This window comes from Neoluteolibacter marinus, assembly GCF_014904755.1.
Classification (GTDB): Bacteria; Verrucomicrobiota; Verrucomicrobiia; order Verrucomicrobiales; family Akkermansiaceae; genus Haloferula; species Haloferula marina.
In genome coordinates, this window is record NZ_JACZFQ010000073.1 from 115,183 (window position 1) to 131,244 (window position 16,062).

Here is a 16,062-nt window from a genome sequence, read left to right on the forward strand (position 1 = left end):
GACAAGTAAAAAATCAAGTCGTGAAATAGGAATGAGTCTTCATGAAGAGGTGAAGTTCGAAGATGATATTTGCGCCCACCTCGCCGAGAATGGGTGGCTTCATGCCGACGGCGACGCCAAGGCCTACGACGTGCCACGGGCGCTGTTTCCGGCGGACGTGGTGGAGTGGGTGAAGGAAAGCCAGCCGCAGGCGTGGGAGGCACTGTTGAAGAGCCATGGTGCGGCGGCGGAAGCCGTGGTGCTGGATCGGCTGAGGAAGCAGCTCGATGTCTCCGGCACGTTGGAGGTGCTGCGCGGAGGGATCGACCTCACCGGGCTGAAAGCGAAGCTGGCGATGGCGCAGTTCAAGCCGGCGCTGGCGATGAACACCGAGCTGATGGCCAGATACGCGGCCAACCGGCTGCGGGTGGTTAGGCAGGTTCGCTACTCGGCCCACCATGGCAATTGCCTGGATCTGGTGCTCTTCCTCAATGGCATTCCGGTGGCGACCGCGGAGTTGAAGACGGACTTCACCCAATCGGTGAAGGATGCGGTGGACCAGTACCGCTTCGACCGCCACCCGAAGCCGAAGGGGCAGGCGTCGGCGGATGCCCTGCTGGAGTTCCCGAGGGGTGCACTGGTTCATTTCGCGGTGAGCAACGGGGAGGTGTGGATGACGACCAAGCTCGAAGGGGCGGAGACCCGCTTCCTGCCCTTCAACCGCGGCCACAACGGCGGAGCGGGCAATCCTCCGAACAAGGACGGCCATCCGACCTCCTACCTGTGGGAGGATGTGTGGGCGCGGGAGAGCTGGTTGGGGATTCTGGGCCGCTACCTGATGGCCGAGCTGGATGACACGAAGCAACTCAAACGGGTGCTGTTTCCCCGCTACCACCAACTCGACGTGACCCGGAAACTGGTCGCCGCGGTTCTGGCCGACGGCCCGGGCAAGCGCTACCTGGTGCAGAACTCGGCGGGCTCGGGAAAGACGAATTCCATCGCTTGGACGGCTCATTTCCTCGCCGATCTTCACGATGCCGAAAACAAGAAGGTCTTCGACACCGTGATCGTGGTGAGCGATCGCAACGTGCTGGATGGTCAACTACGGGACGCGATTTTCGGATTCCAGCGGACGCTCGGAGTGGTCGCCACGATCAGCGGGAAGTCCGGGAGCAAGAGCGGCGAGCTGGCCGAGGCTCTGGCCGGCGGCAAGAAGATCGTCGTCTGCACGATCCAGACTTTTCCCCACGCCTTCGAGGAGGTGAAGAACCTGGCGGCGACCGAAGGGAAGACCTTCGCGGTGATCGCGGACGAGGCACACAGCTCGCAGACCGGGAATGCCGCGGCGAGCTTGAAGCTGGTGCTTTCCCCGGAGGAGTTGAAGGAGATTGAAGACGGTGGAGAGGTTTCGACCGAGGACATCCTCGCCGCGCAGATGGCTGCCAAGGCAAATCCCCAGGGCATCACGTCCATTGCTTTCACCGCGACTCCCAAGCCGAAGACGATGGAGTTGTTCGGGACGCGGCCGTATCCGGATCTCCCTGCCGGCAAGAACAACATCCCGGAGCCTTTCCACGTCTACTCCATGCGGCAAGCAATCGAAGAGGGCTTCATCCTCGATGTGCTGAAGAACTTCACGTCCTACAAGCTGGCCTACAGGCTCGCCCACGACGGCAAGGATTGGACCGAGAAATCGGTGATCAAGGAGGAGGCCATGAAAGGGATCTCCAGATGGGTGCGCCTCCATCCCTACAACATCGCCCAGAAGGTGGAGGTCGTGGTGGAGCATTTCCGTGAACACGTCGCCCCGCTGCTGAACGGCAAGGCCAAGTCGATGGTGGTGCTTTCAAGCCGCGTGGAGGCAGTCCGCTGGAAGCTCGCCGTGGAGAAATACATCGCCTCGCATGGGTATCCCATCGGCACCTTGGTCGCCTTCTCCGGAGAAGTGACCGACAAGAAGTCGGGTGAGGATCCGTTCACGGAAACCGGGGAGACGCTCAATCCAGGACTGAAAGGCCGGGAAATCCGCAAGGCCTTCGATGACGAGTGTTTCCACCTGCTGCTGGTAGCGAACAAGTTTCAGACTGGCTTTGACCAGCCCTTGCTTTGCGGGATGTACGTGGACAAGCGGCTGGCGGGCATTCAGGCGGTGCAGACCCTTTCGCGTCTGAACCGAGCCCACCCGGGCAAGGACACGACCTACGTTCTGGATTTCGTCAACGACCCGCAGGAGATCCTGAAGGCCTTCAAGACCTACCACGAAACGGCCGAACTGGAGTCCACCACTGATCCCGACCAGGTGCTCGACATGCGGGCGAAGCTCGACGCCACGGGCTACTACGACGAGCCGGAGGTGGAACGGGTGGTGAAGGCGGAGTTCGATCTGCCGCAGACGCAGTCCAAGCTCACCGCCGCCATCTGGCCTGTCGCCGACCGATTGCTGAAGCGATACAAGGCTGCGCGGGAAGCCCTGAAGGCAGCCATCGACAAGAGCGACGCCGATGCTGAGAAAGCGGCCCGCGACACCGGGGAGGCACTGGTGAAGTTCAGGCACGATGCCGGCGTCTATCTTCGCCTCCACGCGTTCCTATCCCAGATCTTCGACTACGGGAACACCGACATCGAGAAGCGGGCGATTTTCTTCCGGCGGTTGATTCCGCTGCTCGAGTTCGGACGCGAACGCGAAGGGGTCGATCTTTCGAAGGTGGTGCTGACCCATCACAAACTGAAGGAGCAGGGGAAGCAGGGCCTCGACTTGAACCAGGGGGAAGCGTCGAAGCTCAAGCCGGGGTCGGAGACGGGCACAGGGAAGATCCGAGACGCCGACAAGGCCCTCTTGTCGGAGATCATCGCCAAAGTGAACGACCTCTTCGAAGGTGAGCTGAGTGACGACGACAAGCTCGTCTACGTGAATCACGTGAAGTCGAAGCTGATGGAGAGCGACCTGCTGAAGCAGCAAGCGGCGAACAACAGCAAGCAGCAGTTTGCCAATTCTCCCGACCTGCCGAATCAGTTGATGGAGGCAATCATCGGGGCCTTCGAGTCGCACGGGACGATGAGCAAACAGGCATTGAACTCCGAGAAGGTGCGCCACGGGCTGATGGACATCCTCCTCGGTCCCGCCCGGCTCTATGAGGATCTGCGGCGGCAGGACGGGGACGAGGCGGCCTGAGGGTGCCATGTCGCGGCCTCCATGGTGCAGGACTTCCTGGCAATCAAGCCGTCGCGGCAGCGACCCGGGGGCTGAACTGCGATCGGACCTTGCCTGCGGTAGGAGAGGTGCCTAGCCTGAGCCTGTGATTACCTCTATTCGTGGTGATCAGATCGACTGAAGGACCAGCTTCAGTAGGGAAGTCAAACAGAGGAGCGGTTTTCGATGTCCAATCGTGTTCGAAGAGCTTTCGGCCTGCTTGTCCCACTTACAGCGTGGGTATTGGGGACTGGGATTTCAGTCCATGCTGCTGATCCCGAGGACAAGAGTCCGGAGGTGGTTTCAGGCGCTCCTGTTGAAGCCTCGGTCAAGGATTCCGGACTCGGCATTCAGGTGCTCCGCAAGGGATCGGGAACTCGGAAGCCCGGCAACAATGACCGGGTCGAATTGCACTTCTCGTCGTGGACGAAGGATGGAAAGCTCTACGACAGTAGTTTGATTCGAAATCAGCCGGTTACTCTACTTGTCGGAGAAGTCATTCCAGGATGGTCGGAGGCCCTGAAGGACATGGTTGAGGGGGAGAAGCGTGCACTATGGGTTCCGGCAGATCTGGCCTATGGAGAGGCGGGGGGCGGAGGCAAGCCTGGAGGGCAGATGTACTTCGAATTGGAGCTGATTCGGGTCTTACCTGGACCAAAGCTTCCAGTATTGCCGGAGGATCAACGAAGTGTTCCTGGTGAGGCCCACCAAGGACAGTTGGGATTGAGTTGGGTCCGGATTGCGGGTGGGCGCGGCAAGGGCACAAGTGGATCTATGGCCCGGGTGGCTCTTCACTACGATATCTGGGATGCACAAGGTCGACTGATTGACACGTCGGCCTTGCGGGGGGAAGCCATTCTCTTTGATTTCAATGACTTGGATCCGACATGGAAACTGATGGTCGCGGATATGGCGGCTGGGGAGAAAAGACGGGTGTGGTGTAATGCCTCAGCCGCAATGCCGGATGCAAAGCCTCCATTGCCCAAAAGTCCCTGGATTGCTGATCTGACGCTCGAAAGGGTCGAACTGGCCCCCGAATGAGCCTTACCAGGGACGCTGAAGATCACTCGCGCGAGACCTCGACACGGAAGAACATCCTGGGGAGCCCCTCAATGTTCACTTCGCTTCCTGAATTCTTGATGGCAAGAGGCGCGGATTCATCGGTATTGCTTGAGGAAGCTCCTTCGATGCTTCCGACAATTCTCTCCGCCGGTACCTCCGTAAAGCCTTCCAGTGTTCCCGACCATTGGAGGCTGTAGGTGTGGCCTTCTTGCTCGTCCCATTCGATCCTGACGACTCCCTCTTGAATTGTGGTGATTGCCAGCTGGGGGACAATGAGCGGATCAGGTTCTTCCTGGTCGAATTGGAGGGGGTTTGTTCCATCAATGAACTCCTGATAATCGTTTCGGCCGTCGCCATCCCAGTCGTCTGTTCCACCGAACTCGGTTGTGCCGAGGTGATGGAACTCCCAGGAGTCGGCGATGCAATCACCGTCCCAGTCGTCAATGCAGCGAAAATTCACTTTCTGAACGGCCCCACGGGCAGCAAGGGCAGGTACTTCGTCACTGATCGGAGTGCAGCCACCGAGCGACTCGGTTTCGTATCGAACTCCGTTGTGGATGGCATAGATCTTCACCTCATCGTCCTTGCGTCCTGCGGTTGGATCGAATCGGCCAGCCAAACCGTCGTCGAGGACCGGACGCAGGATGTAGTTCACTTCGCCGTCGGGAGTGTCGATTTCGTAGATCGGAGAACGGGCGAGAACGACTTCCTCCCCGGCGGAGATCCGTATCATCACGACTTCAGCGGTGGACTCCGGGGTGAGCGGATTGCCCATGAAATCCTTGGCCAGACCGAAATAGATGTTGCCCGGGTCGGGCACCATTGCGACGCAGGGAGCCGCCAGGGCCACTGCAAGGCAGGTGGCGGCGAACTTCTGGTTTGTCGTGAATGTTGCGTTCATGATCGGCGCGGATATCAGTCGAGTTGTGAATTTGTGGAAACGCGGCGTAGGATGAAGTCGCCGGCGACCCGGAGCGGCGTGCGGTGGATGCCGGTAATGGTCTCTTTGTAACGCCCTCCGATCTCGGAGGTTCCCCATCCCGGGGTGATTCGTCCTTCAGGATGCTGGTCCGCGAACTCAAGGCTGATATTGCGGATGACGACATAGGATTCGGAGCCATCTTCACCCGGAGGAAGGGTGGACTGATAGCGGGCATCCAGATTGTCGTGTTGGGGGTGATATTGGTGGACGAAGGGGTTGAAGGGACTCGTGTGACTCAATGTAACGGTTCCCGTGAGCGGCCCTTCCCCGAATGTGCCCGAGAGGGGCTGAGGCGCGGCCAGGGGATAGGCGGCAGTACTGAGACGCTTTGGAACCTCGTCCCCCCTGCGCAGGCTGGCTCCCCGGAAGTCCGTGGCGCCCTGCTCGCTGCTGAAGAGCCGGAAACGTCCGGGGGTCTCAGGAAGGAAATAGCCTGGATTGTTCGGATCGGGGCGGTCGGATCCATCTTCCCACACCTGGAGCACCTTCTGCAGCAACCTGGCCTGCCCGGCCGAGTCGACATGAATGATCACCCGGAAAACGAACTCCGATGGTGTCGGCAGGGTCGCGTCTGGATCCAGCCCATCCGGAGGGGAGATCGGCTCGAAGGTTTCCGGGTCCTCGAAGTCGATGTTGGCCGGATTCTTGTAGAGTTGGAGTCGGTCATCATTTTGTGCTGCGGCGATGAGTTTGCGGTTGGCGACGGCCCAGCTCACTTCATTGAGGGTGGCTGACCCCACCCACAGTCCCGCGTTGTCCGGTGCCTGAATGCTCTGAGGAGCCTGTCCTCCCACTATTGCGGCGGGTTGTGGCGCGACGCTGCCGGAGCCAACGCGGACGGCGATCTTCTGGCTTGTCCCTCCGGTCTCCGTCACGGCGAGGATGCTTTGGTAACTCGCACTGCCTCCAGGAGCGCTGCCGGGCATCTCGGCGCGACGCGTTGCCAGCATGAAGCGCCGGAATTCTCCCGGTGCAAGACTCGCATTGATAGTTCCGTCGAAGGGTGTCCACTGGCCAAAAGGGTTGTCCGAGTCGGCGGTCGCAGGATCGCGATAGAACAGGAGGGCGGGCCCTGTGGGGGCTGGCGAGGTATCGGCATCGGGTGGAGGATTCAGCGAGTTCTCAAGTGCCAGACTCACCGTGCGGGCCTGGGAATCGCTCCGGTTGCGAACGACGACTTCCGCCTCTTCGAGGCTCTGGCCGAAATCGATGCCGGCTGAGCGTTCCAGTTCGACGACGACGGGCCCGGCAAAATCGGAACCACCGATAGTTCGCACCCAGTAGGCCTGACCCCGCTGGATCGTGCTCGTCTGGGCCGTGAGCACCCACTTCCCGGCGGCATCCATCCGGAATACCTGCTGGCCGGCGTGAGCCGGAGAGGAGGCGAAGTAGTTCGAGAAAGTGGGGGCCCCGGCAGTGCCGACGAAGAATCCGGTGAGATTGAATGAATCCGGAATCCAAACGCCGTCGGGACGTGCGGGGGTGCCGCGCAAGGTCCAATTGACGCTCGACGCACCGCCGACCTTGATCAGGTAGGCACGTCCGCCCTGGACATCAAAGAGATTTGCCAGGAAGCGGTTCGGGCTCGATTCGGGAAACCACGTTGCCCACTCGGGGCTACGGGGGATGAGCTGGTTCGGGTCCTGAATGAACTGGACCGACGAGCTGCGCCGGTTCCATTCCCAGACGCTCTCGACCGGCAAGTTCCCGAAAACCAGATCGGCATCCGCAGGTTGCGGCTGGACCTCGAGAAAGACGGCGTTCCAGCCGGGGTTGAGCGTGATGGTTTGATCGACCCACTGGGCGCGGGCGGTGGAGCCGATGGCGACGAACGCCACCATGGCGAGGGCGCGCCCTAGGGCGCTACGGGTCGGGACGGGGAGATTCTTCATGGATGAGAAGGCTGGGAAGCGATTCAGTTGCCGCTGTAGGAGTAGGCGTCGAAGCGGATGATGATGTCGGTGATGCCGTTGCCGTCGCGCTTGCCATTGACGAGGCGGCCGTCGATGAGTTGGCGGAGCCCGTCCGCACCGTCCGCCTTCAGCGAGGCACCCGGAACGATGAGCAGCCAGCGGTTATTCCAGACGCTGCGGCCGATCAGGCGGCTGCTGAGGACATCGCTCCCTCCGGGATTGAAGCCGCCGCTGCCATCATGGAAGGCCGGGAACTCGGGGAACTTGCGAATCCGTCCGAAGGCATTGCCCGCAAAGCTCAGGGAGTCCGCCAGCGGAAGGTAGCCGGGATCCTGGATCTCGAGGTTGCCGATCGGGAACGGCACCGGGATCATCTGGTCCATGATCTGCCAGTTCCGCACCGTGAACTGGTCGGTAGGCACACGCATCGCGTCCTCACCGACGGGCACCAGATAGACGAGCGGGGTCGCCGACAGCCCTCCAATGACCGAATCGTAGTTCGAGAATCCGACGCCGGCGGCCTTGATCTTGACCGCATAGTGGCTGGACGGGAAGGCGTGGTCACCGCCGGCCAGCGGCCAGCCGAAGTGATTGAAACCGCTGTGGATGGAGGTCTCGAAGGGGATGACCAGCGCGGGAATCGTACTCGCGGTACCGCCCTGCGGCGGGATGCAGTGCAAGCGGAACTCCGGCACGTCCCAGAGGTTGTCCACCCAGTGCTTCTTCAGCGTCTCCCGCCAGACCGTCGATGCATCCTTGGACTGGGGGTTGATTCGGAAGGCCTCGTACTTGAGCGACATGCTGGCGCTGAGGGAGGTCGGATTGTTGAAGCCGAGGCGCCCCTTGAGCACCGACCATGACCCGCTCATCCGTGCCATTGCGTCAGCGAGGCCGGGATCGCCTGTCAGCGGTCCGGTGACCGGTTGCCCTCCCTCGATCAGCCCGATCGTCCGCGAGCGCACGATCTGGTCGAGGAAGGCCACCGCGCTGCGCGAATCGGATCCGAGCAAGCCGGTCTCGTAGTCGTAGGCCTTCGCCGCCAGATAAACGTAGCGACCGGCCAAATCGAACTGGGCCCGGTATTTTTGGAGCGCCTCGTCGCGGAAAATCCGGAAGGCCATGTCGCGGTAGCGGTATTGCTGGATGTCCGAGGCGGTGTTGGCGAGGAAGGTGTTGAGTTCCTCGAGCAGGCGCTGGCCTCTCGCGAGGACCCCCAGATATCGGCTCGATGCCTGGTTCATGGCCTCCTCGGCGTTGTAGATCTCCAACTCGAGTGAGTTTTTCGAGCGGACCAGCTGGGACAGCTGGGCCCTCAGTGGTGCGAGCGATGCGTTGGCCCGGGCATCGAGCACGCCGTTGCGGGCGATCACGATGTCGAGGTTCGACTGCGCGGAGACCAGTTCCTTGGCTTGCTGATGGGCAAGTTCCTTGCCGGCCTGTTCTTGCGCCTGCTCGCTGAAAGCTTGGCCTGCTACCGCACCGCCTTGGCGAATCGCCCCGCGGATCGCTGATGTCACATCAGGAGCGAGGCCGGAGGACGTAGGAAGATATTCCGCCAAAGCATTCGCGATGAGTGTCGAGTAGGCGGCCCGATTCTGGAATGAAACCTGCTTCTTTCGGGCCTCCGTGATCATCTCGTTGAGCGTCTGCTGTTCCTGCAGGGCCGTTTGCAGGATTCTCACCTCGGCTTGAGCGGCTGCCTGATCCGCGGCGTTCAGGGCGGCCTGGGCTCCGATGACCCGGTTCTGCTCGGAGATCTGGCCAAGCAGGTTGTCATACTCCAGCAAGGCGCGCTTGTAGCGACCTAGGGATTGTAGGATTTCCCGATGGGACATCTGGATCTCCCCTTCGGCGCGCCGCGGATTCTTGTAGTTGGAGGGCTTGATGAAGCCGAAGCCCTCGGTCGAGAGGTTGAGCGTGACCTCGATTTCCGCCGGGAAGCTTCCGCCGGTCACGTTCTTCAGGTCGCGGCTCAGGAACTTGCGGGTGACGGCTCTCGCCCCTCCGCCGACCCGGCCCGGGAACAGCTCCGATGGCTCGAAATACATGAAGTTGAACAGGTCGGGCCCTTCGTAGCCCGCCGGATACAGCTTTCCGACGCCGATGTCGCCCGGGTAGGGGTAGCCGAAGACCTCAATCAGGCGGCTGGCGTAGTCCCTCCGCCGCTCCTCGACCTGGCGCTGGAAGGTGGCCACGTCGTCGTTTTGCTCGCGTAGCCGCTGCGAGGCGTTGAAGGCGAGGTTGAAGACGCGGATCGCGTTGTTCAGTCCCTCGACGGCCCGACCGTAAATCTGCTCGAAGTGGGTCTGCGGGTTCTGCCCGGTCAGCAGGTCGGGACTGATGTCGAAGGGCACGGCGTCCGAGGCCACCCCGAGAGGGTTCATGCCGGCATCGGCCATGTTCAGCTGGCCCTGAATGTCCAAATAGGACGAAGCGATCTCCGCCAGTTCGGGCACGGTGGTACGGTCGATTTTCTGGATCCCCTCGTCATGCTCGTTCGGGTCCTCGTGCGGGATGATCGCATTGCCGACCACCCAGTCGAAGAACGCGCCCTGACCAGCCCGGACGGCCCATTCGTTCACGCCCCAGTGACGGCCTTCCTTGGTGTCGTCGTAGCCCTCCCAGCTCTTGGCCGGGTCTTCGGTGTAGTCCTTGCGGTAGGTGAGATTGACGATTTCCGCACCGGTCCGCGCCTTCGCAGCCCCGATCTTGGCGAAGCGGCGCTCGTCCTCGTAATCGACCATCACCGGTGCCCCGCCCACCAGGACCGCCTCGGGCTGGGCGACCCAGCTGAAATTCGGGTTGGTCAGGAGGTTGTAGTAAACCTTGCTCGCGGAAAGGTAGTGGCCCCAGGCATCGCCATGGCCCTGCGGATACATTCGCGCCGCGTCATCGACCAAGGTGTTGTAAGAGTTTTCATCGGGCAGGAAGCGGCTCCAGGTTTCATCTTCGATTCCGTAGTTGAGAACGTAGGCGACTTCGCCGCCCCGGATGTCGCGGGTCAGGTTCCACGGCAGCCGGTTGTAGATCGGCGTGAGCCGCGTTCCGGTGACCCCGGTGTCGTCCCGACCACGCAGCAGGGCCAGTTCCTCTTCCAGAAGGTTGGGGGTCTGGTTCATGAAGCAGTGGAGGGTGGATGCCTGAGCCCCGAACTGCCCATCGCTGGTGCCGAAGGCAATGGTAGGATCGGCGGCGTCAGCATAGCCTTCGTTGCCGAGCATCATGTAAAGATCCGCGATCCTTGAAGCCGCGAGCATCAGGGCCTGGTTCGCGGGGGCGTAGTCCACCATCGGAGTGCCCCGGATGGAGAGATCCTTCCCGCGGTTCATCACCGTTTCGTAGATCTCAAGCAGCCCAAGGTCGTCGATGCCATCGAGATTCAGCGGGATATCACCCTCCCATTGCTCGCCGATCTGCTCGATGATGCTGACCGTCGTGTCGACATCGCCGCTACGATAGTTGCCCATCCGCTGCTCGAAGGGATTGATGCCGGCCATGACCCGCTTGATCCAGCCTTCTGCGAGCTGGGGGTAGGTCCAATCGCTCCACTCCCCGGCGAAGGGATGCGCTGGATCGAGGGGCTTGTAGCGTGCGATGAACCAGTTGTCGGAAAGGGTTTCGCGGGTCGCTCCTCCGATCACCACCGCGGATGGGTCGACGTCGTTCGGCTTGGTGCGTGGTGGTTCGCCCGGGGCGTGGTAGGTCGGAGTGTAGGAGGTCCAGTCGCTGGGAACGTAAGTGGCCGGCCATTGATTGACGTTGGCGACCACATCCTCCGGCAGGAATCCGGGTCGGAACTGCCATTCGACCTCGAAGAGTTGGGGTCTCCCTCCAAAGTCGGAACTGTGGCGGATCGTTAGTTTTTCATCGAACGGGCTGGGAGGGAATTGGACCCTGAGTTCGCCTGTGAACAGCCGGTCCGCCACCCGGATCACCGCCAGTGAGACGGGATCCGAAGGGTCGGTGAGAACTTCCTCGTCGTCGAACGCGAGCGTCACATAGCCGTCACCCAGCGGGTCTGCCGCCGTAAGCGCGAAACTCGAAAAATTGGGATCTCCATCTTCATCAACGAGCGGATTGGCGGTTCCGGGGCCGATCTCCCTCACCGCGGTGGCCTTGTCGCACAGGCTGTTGAGATGGGCTCGAAATGCCGAAGCCCCGGTGAACTCCGGCCTGCAGATGCTCAGGATTCGCGCACGGTCCGCCGGTGGGACGACGTTGAGCCGGAGATAGTAGGGATCACTCCCCAGAATAATGTTGGCCACTTCGCCGGTGAACACCAACCGGTTGTTGTTGGGCTCATACCAAAGGCGGGTCTGGAGGTGGGGCGGAAGGTCGAGGAAGTAAGCCTTTTCGTCGAAGAGGGTGGTTTTGACCTCGGCCGGAACCAACTGGACTCCGCCTTCCCGGTAAGTCCATGTCGGGTCGATCAGCTTCACCGATTGGCCTCCGCCGTTCTCCCTCGACTGGTCGTAGAGAATTTCGACGCTTTTCCGACCCTCACGAATTGGATTGCCATTGCTATCAATATTGAAGCCCCCGAACACCGAGGGCAGCCCCTTCTTTGCATGAACGAGACTTTCGCCAAGCAGCAATTCCGGCACAGGGCGCCAGCCAATTCCTGAACCATCGCCCACGCCATGCAGGTTCTCTCCTGCGAATGCGGCCACCACGGTGTCCCGCCATACCTGACCGGTGGCGAAATTTTCAAGTGCGCGTTCGTAGGCAAGGAGTTCTTCCGGTGTCGGGCTGCTCCAGTCCTCTGGCTCAGGAAGGCTCGGCGGGGCAGGGGGAGTGGGATAATCGGGCCAGCGGATCCGGTAGGTAATATCGATCGGCTCCCCGGATGGGTGGCCCGGGTTTCTCTCGACGGCCAGGCGGTCTAGCCAGGGAACCATTCCGTCCACCCTGGCATTGTAGCCAACGGGATAGTCGAAGCCGGCTTCAGGACGATCAATGTAGAAGTAGCGCGAAACGATCGTGCCCAGGGCAGCGGGGCCGTGAGGTTCGCCGGGGCGCCAGGTGTCTCCGCCGGCCCTCGCCCATATCTGGTTTTTCCGATCCCTGAACCACCACCTCTCGTAGCCGGGCAGGGCGTAACTCCTTTCCAGGTCGGTGAAGCTATTGAGCGGAAGCGGGGGCTGGACGGGGGTTCCTGCAGTCCCCAGGTAGCGGAAGTCGCCTGCCTCCACCCGGAAGACGAGCAGGTTCCAGGTGTCCTCCGGATCGATCGACAGTCGGTAAGGCAGGATCAGGTGAGGCTCGGAGCGGTCGGTGCCTCCAAGATCGTTGCGCAGGGCGAACGCTCCGTAGTCGTCCTGAACGGGTAACTTGAAAGCGTGTTCGTCGTTCGGATTGTAGCCGCGCTCGTCCGATTCGTTCTGATAGTAGATGTACCAGTCATTGAAGATCCCCGGATCGATCGCGCCGGTGCCCTGCTGGTCGGCGATGTCCACGATGCGCACGATCACGTTGTCCTCTTCATCACGGACCGTGAGCTCCTCGGTGGTCGGCCAGCGACTGTCGTATCGGCGGACCATGGACGGCCAGTCGATCTTGAGTCCGTCGGGCCACAGGTCGGCGCGGAAGCGGTTATGCCACCAGACTTCGAGTGTGCCGGTGTTCACGGCGAAGATCTGCCCGGGTCCGGGATTGACGAAGTTCGCAGGGTTGTTGCGGTAGATCCCGGGAAGGAAGCGGTCACCCTCGTCCTCGTAGATAAAGCCCGGGTAATCCGGAATCAGGCGAACTCCGTTGCGGAAGCCTGCGAGGTGATCCTCAGCTTCGATCTCCCGGCCAATGGGTTGGTCCACCGGCTCGAGGTCGAAGACTTCTCCATCGTTGCGGAAGGCGCTGCGGATCACCTTGAAGCCGACCCAGTTCTCAAGATTCTTATCCTCGGCGAGTTCAAGCTTGAGGATCGAGAGGCCTGCCCGGTTGGCGATGAAGGTGTTGCCGGCGCCGATCGACGCGTGCCGGTTCTGGCTCGCCTGCTCCTGATAGAACATGACCGTCGGCTCGAGGGGCGAGGGGATCTCGGTGCGATCGCCGACGGGATCGCCGGGCTCGTTGACGACGTAGGTCTGCATTTTCTCGACCTCCGGCCAGTCGGCTTGATACTGCCGGATCTCGTAGGGCCACACTGCCCGTTCGAAGCGGTCGCGGCGGGTCCAGACGACTTCCATGAGGCTGGGAGATATGATGTTCTTTTTTACGGCGAAAACCGCCCCGTCGAAGGGGCCTTCGCGGTTGTGCTGATAGATGTAGCCGCTCTCCCCGAGGGCGTTGGCGAGGCCGCGGGTCACCAGAGGGATCGCGGCGCGCAATTCGTCCTCGGGCATCGGGATCAGACCGGGTCCGTCCGGATCCTGTGTTAGCAGACCGAGCGGCTCCAGTTCGTCACCCAGGTCCGCGAGATAGGAATTCGGAAAGGGATCCTGCTGGTAAGGGCGAACGTCCACGACCTGCATGCCGACGAACGGACCGCTGGGACCATCCTGATATTCAATCACGGCGAAGCCCGTCTGCTGGCTGGCGCGCAAACGCTTGTCTTGTGCCATCCAGAGAAAGGACGATTCGTTCACCTGCGTCTGATCCTGCTCATCGAGGCCAGCGGTGATGCGCCCGTTGTAGTGGATCACGGGGTTGGGGATGTTCGACAGATTAACGGGGAGTTGGTCAGGAATGCCGGCTCCCTCGGTGTGATACACCACCATCACCTCGTTGGGATCGGGAGGCAGGATCGTGTGGACGAACTCGACATACTGGTCCGGATAGCCCGCGCCGTCCAGCTCCGGGAACCACCAGCGGATAACCTCACTGTCCCCGGGCAGACCGGTGGCATAGACCTTTTCGATCCCAGGCGCGTTCGGGATGAAGGCGAATTTCTGCCAATTCCCGACACGTACCCCTTGCGAGAGAATGAGGCCGTTCGCCGTCAAATCCGGTGCATCGACCTGGATTTCATAGGTGTCGTCATCCAGCACTTCGGTGACGACATAGTCCCCATTGATATCGTAGCTTTCTTCGTCAACCTCGACGGTATTCACACCTGAGATGAAAACAGGATCCCCAACGCTGAGACCATGTGGGGCGGAAGTGTCCAACGTTCCGACACCTTCCGCAACAACCAGTGAAGTAACTGCAACCCGGGGCGGCAATTCCGAGTTCTGATACTGGGCGCTGTTTCTCACCGGGATGCCCGGAGACAGGCTGCCGCCGAAGGAACCGAGGACCGAACCTGCAGGCCCCTGCAGGTCCTCTCCCAAAGGAGCAGTGTTTCCAATATTCGACCACTGACCCTGGGAGATGTCCCCCTGCAGCTGGCCGTTCGCGTAGCTTCGGGCCTTGATCCAGGTTGGGCTCGTCTTCACCAGCACCGGACCCACATACGGGTGCCCCTTCACGATCACTCCAGCGCTGTTGGCCTCCGGGTCCGGCGTGTCTCTTTCGCTCCTGCCAATCGTGTAGACGATTTGGGTCCCCGGCGCACTCTCCATCTCGATGAACATCAGTTCATTCGTCGTGTTGTCGTTCCCTTCTTCGGGACTGAAGGTCACGGATCCGTTTCCGACCCGGTATTGGTAGGAACCATTGGCGGGCAGGGGGTCGCTCTGGGCCCAACCACTTCGAATGCCGACCACTTTGAGGCTGGTGAAGTAGTTGATCGGGATCACTCCGTCGGTAGCCTTGGGCGAAAAACTACCGGGGGTGTCGATACCGTTGGTGGTGTAGTGGTACGAAACTCCGGGGGAATCGGAGTCCGCAATGACCGTGTAGGGATCCTCCTCCTTGTAAAACGGCGGAGGACCCGGTTGGTCGGGTAGTTTGTTCAAAGTGATCGGGGCCACCTTGAACTTGATCTCCACACTATCGGGTTCGCTCTGGTCGCGGGCACTCGAGAACGCTGCGAAAATCAATTTGGTATCTTCCGTGATTGGAATGGGGGGCGATGAGCCCGGTGTGTAAGCCGGGGATGATGAGGTGGGGTTTGTACCATTGGTGGTGTAGTGAACCTTGTATCCTGGGAAGCTCCCTTGATTTCCGTACGGCTGAAAGGATACCGTGATGGGCTGATAGTGGTAAACTCCAGTGTTGGGAGCTTCGCTCCGAGTCACCGTGGGTGGATTGAGATTGAAGAGCACAGGTAGGGGCGCGGAGATCGCGCTCGACCGCCATCCCCGCAGGCCGATGGCGATCGCCTTGATGGTAGAGTCCGTAGTAACCGGGAATTTGCCGTCGTATTTGGTCGAACTGGCCGTCGGATTTGACCCATCCGTCGTGTAGCGGATTTCCCAGAAACTTGATGGAATCTTGCTGTCGGCAGGTGTGATGGTGACCTCCCGGGAAGAGGCCGTGCTGTTACCCGAAGCGCTGATGATGGGAGCGCCAAGCGTGGTGGTAAAAGAGGTTGATCGGTAGAAGGTGCCGCTGCTGTTGTAGCTGCTGCCGGAGACAAAGGTCAGGGCGTTCGGTCCGTCCGCCCGGTGTAGCTCGAGGGCGCCTGCCTGTGCCGTGCCACGGCCACCGAGGTTGTTGAGCTGACCGTTCAAATCAATCACCGGAGCTTGCAGCTGGATTCCGCCTCCTGCGCCCGCGCCTCCGCGTCCGCCGTCGCCACCCCGGGTGGGGAAGCGGCCTTGCGCGTCCGCGCCCCCGCGGGCTCCCGCCACTGCCACGGCGTCCGTCTGGGGGGCACCGAAGTTGAATTGCGCGCCATTGCCTCCCCGGCCAAGTGCGGATCCGGAGGTCCCTCCGTCGCGACCGTCGTTGCCCGTGATGCCCAGGACCCCTCGCGTGTAGATCCTGCCGGTCGAAGCGGCCGAAATATGATACTTGGCGATCAGGATCACGGATGCACCGCCGGATCCGCCGGCGTTTCCTCCCGCGCCACCACTCCCGGTGCCATCCCCCGGGCTTCCGCCTCCGCCCCCCCC

At 61.3% G+C, this 16,062-nt stretch carries 5 protein-coding genes; 2 read left to right on the forward strand and 3 right to left on the reverse strand.

Going from position 1 to position 16,062, the window contains the following annotated elements:
* Window positions 1–31 precede the first annotated feature (31 nt).
* Together IG178_RS14550 and IG178_RS14555 are read left to right on the forward strand one after the other, a co-directional pair.
* Entirely contained in the window at window positions 32–3,151 is a 3,120-nt protein-coding gene (locus IG178_RS14550) for a type I restriction endonuclease subunit R (protein WP_193213291.1), read from the forward strand.
* A gap of 204 nt (window positions 3,152–3,355) precedes the next feature.
* Window positions 3,356–4,210, forward strand: a complete 855-nt coding sequence (locus IG178_RS14555) for an FKBP-type peptidyl-prolyl cis-trans isomerase (RefSeq protein ID WP_193213292.1) — start codon at window positions 3,356–3,358, stop codon at window positions 4,208–4,210.
* Between the two features lie 22 nt (window positions 4,211–4,232).
* Here the strand turns inward: IG178_RS14555 and IG178_RS14560 are convergent, their stop codons facing one another.
* The 3 genes from IG178_RS14560 to IG178_RS14570 are packed head-to-tail and all read right to left on the reverse strand — an operon-like array spanning window position 4,233 to window position 15,978.
* Window positions 4,233–5,132, reverse strand: a complete 900-nt coding sequence (locus tag IG178_RS14560; RefSeq protein WP_193213293.1) for a hypothetical protein — start codon at window positions 5,130–5,132, stop codon at window positions 4,233–4,235.
* A 14-nt stretch (window positions 5,133–5,146) separates the two neighbouring features.
* On the reverse strand, window positions 5,147–7,105 hold the full coding sequence (locus IG178_RS14565; RefSeq protein WP_193213294.1) for a hypothetical protein: 1,959 nt from the start codon (window positions 7,103–7,105) through the stop codon (window positions 5,147–5,149).
* Between the two features lie 23 nt (window positions 7,106–7,128).
* Window positions 7,129–15,978 carry a chitobiase/beta-hexosaminidase C-terminal domain-containing protein gene (locus tag IG178_RS14570; RefSeq protein WP_193213295.1) on the reverse strand — a complete coding sequence of 2,950 codons (8,850 nt, stop codon included), beginning with the start codon at window positions 15,976–15,978 and terminating at the stop codon, window positions 7,129–7,131.
* Between the last annotated feature and the right edge of the window lie 84 nt (window positions 15,979–16,062).

What these genes read in the sequence shown, in the direction of transcription:
- IG178_RS14550 (WP_193213291.1), top strand. Translation starts at nt 32, where the DNA reads ATGAGTCTTCATGAAGAGGTGAAGTTCGAAGATGATATTTGCGCCCAC.
- IG178_RS14555 (WP_193213292.1), top strand. Translation starts at nt 3,356, where the DNA reads ATGTCCAATCGTGTTCGAAGAGCTTTCGGCCTGCTTGTCCCACTTACA.
- IG178_RS14560 (WP_193213293.1), bottom strand. Translation starts at nt 5,132, where the DNA reads ATGAACGCAACATTCACGACAAACCAGAAGTTCGCCGCCACCTGCCTT.
- IG178_RS14565 (WP_193213294.1), bottom strand. Translation starts at nt 7,105, where the DNA reads ATGAAGAATCTCCCCGTCCCGACCCGTAGCGCCCTAGGGCGCGCCCTC.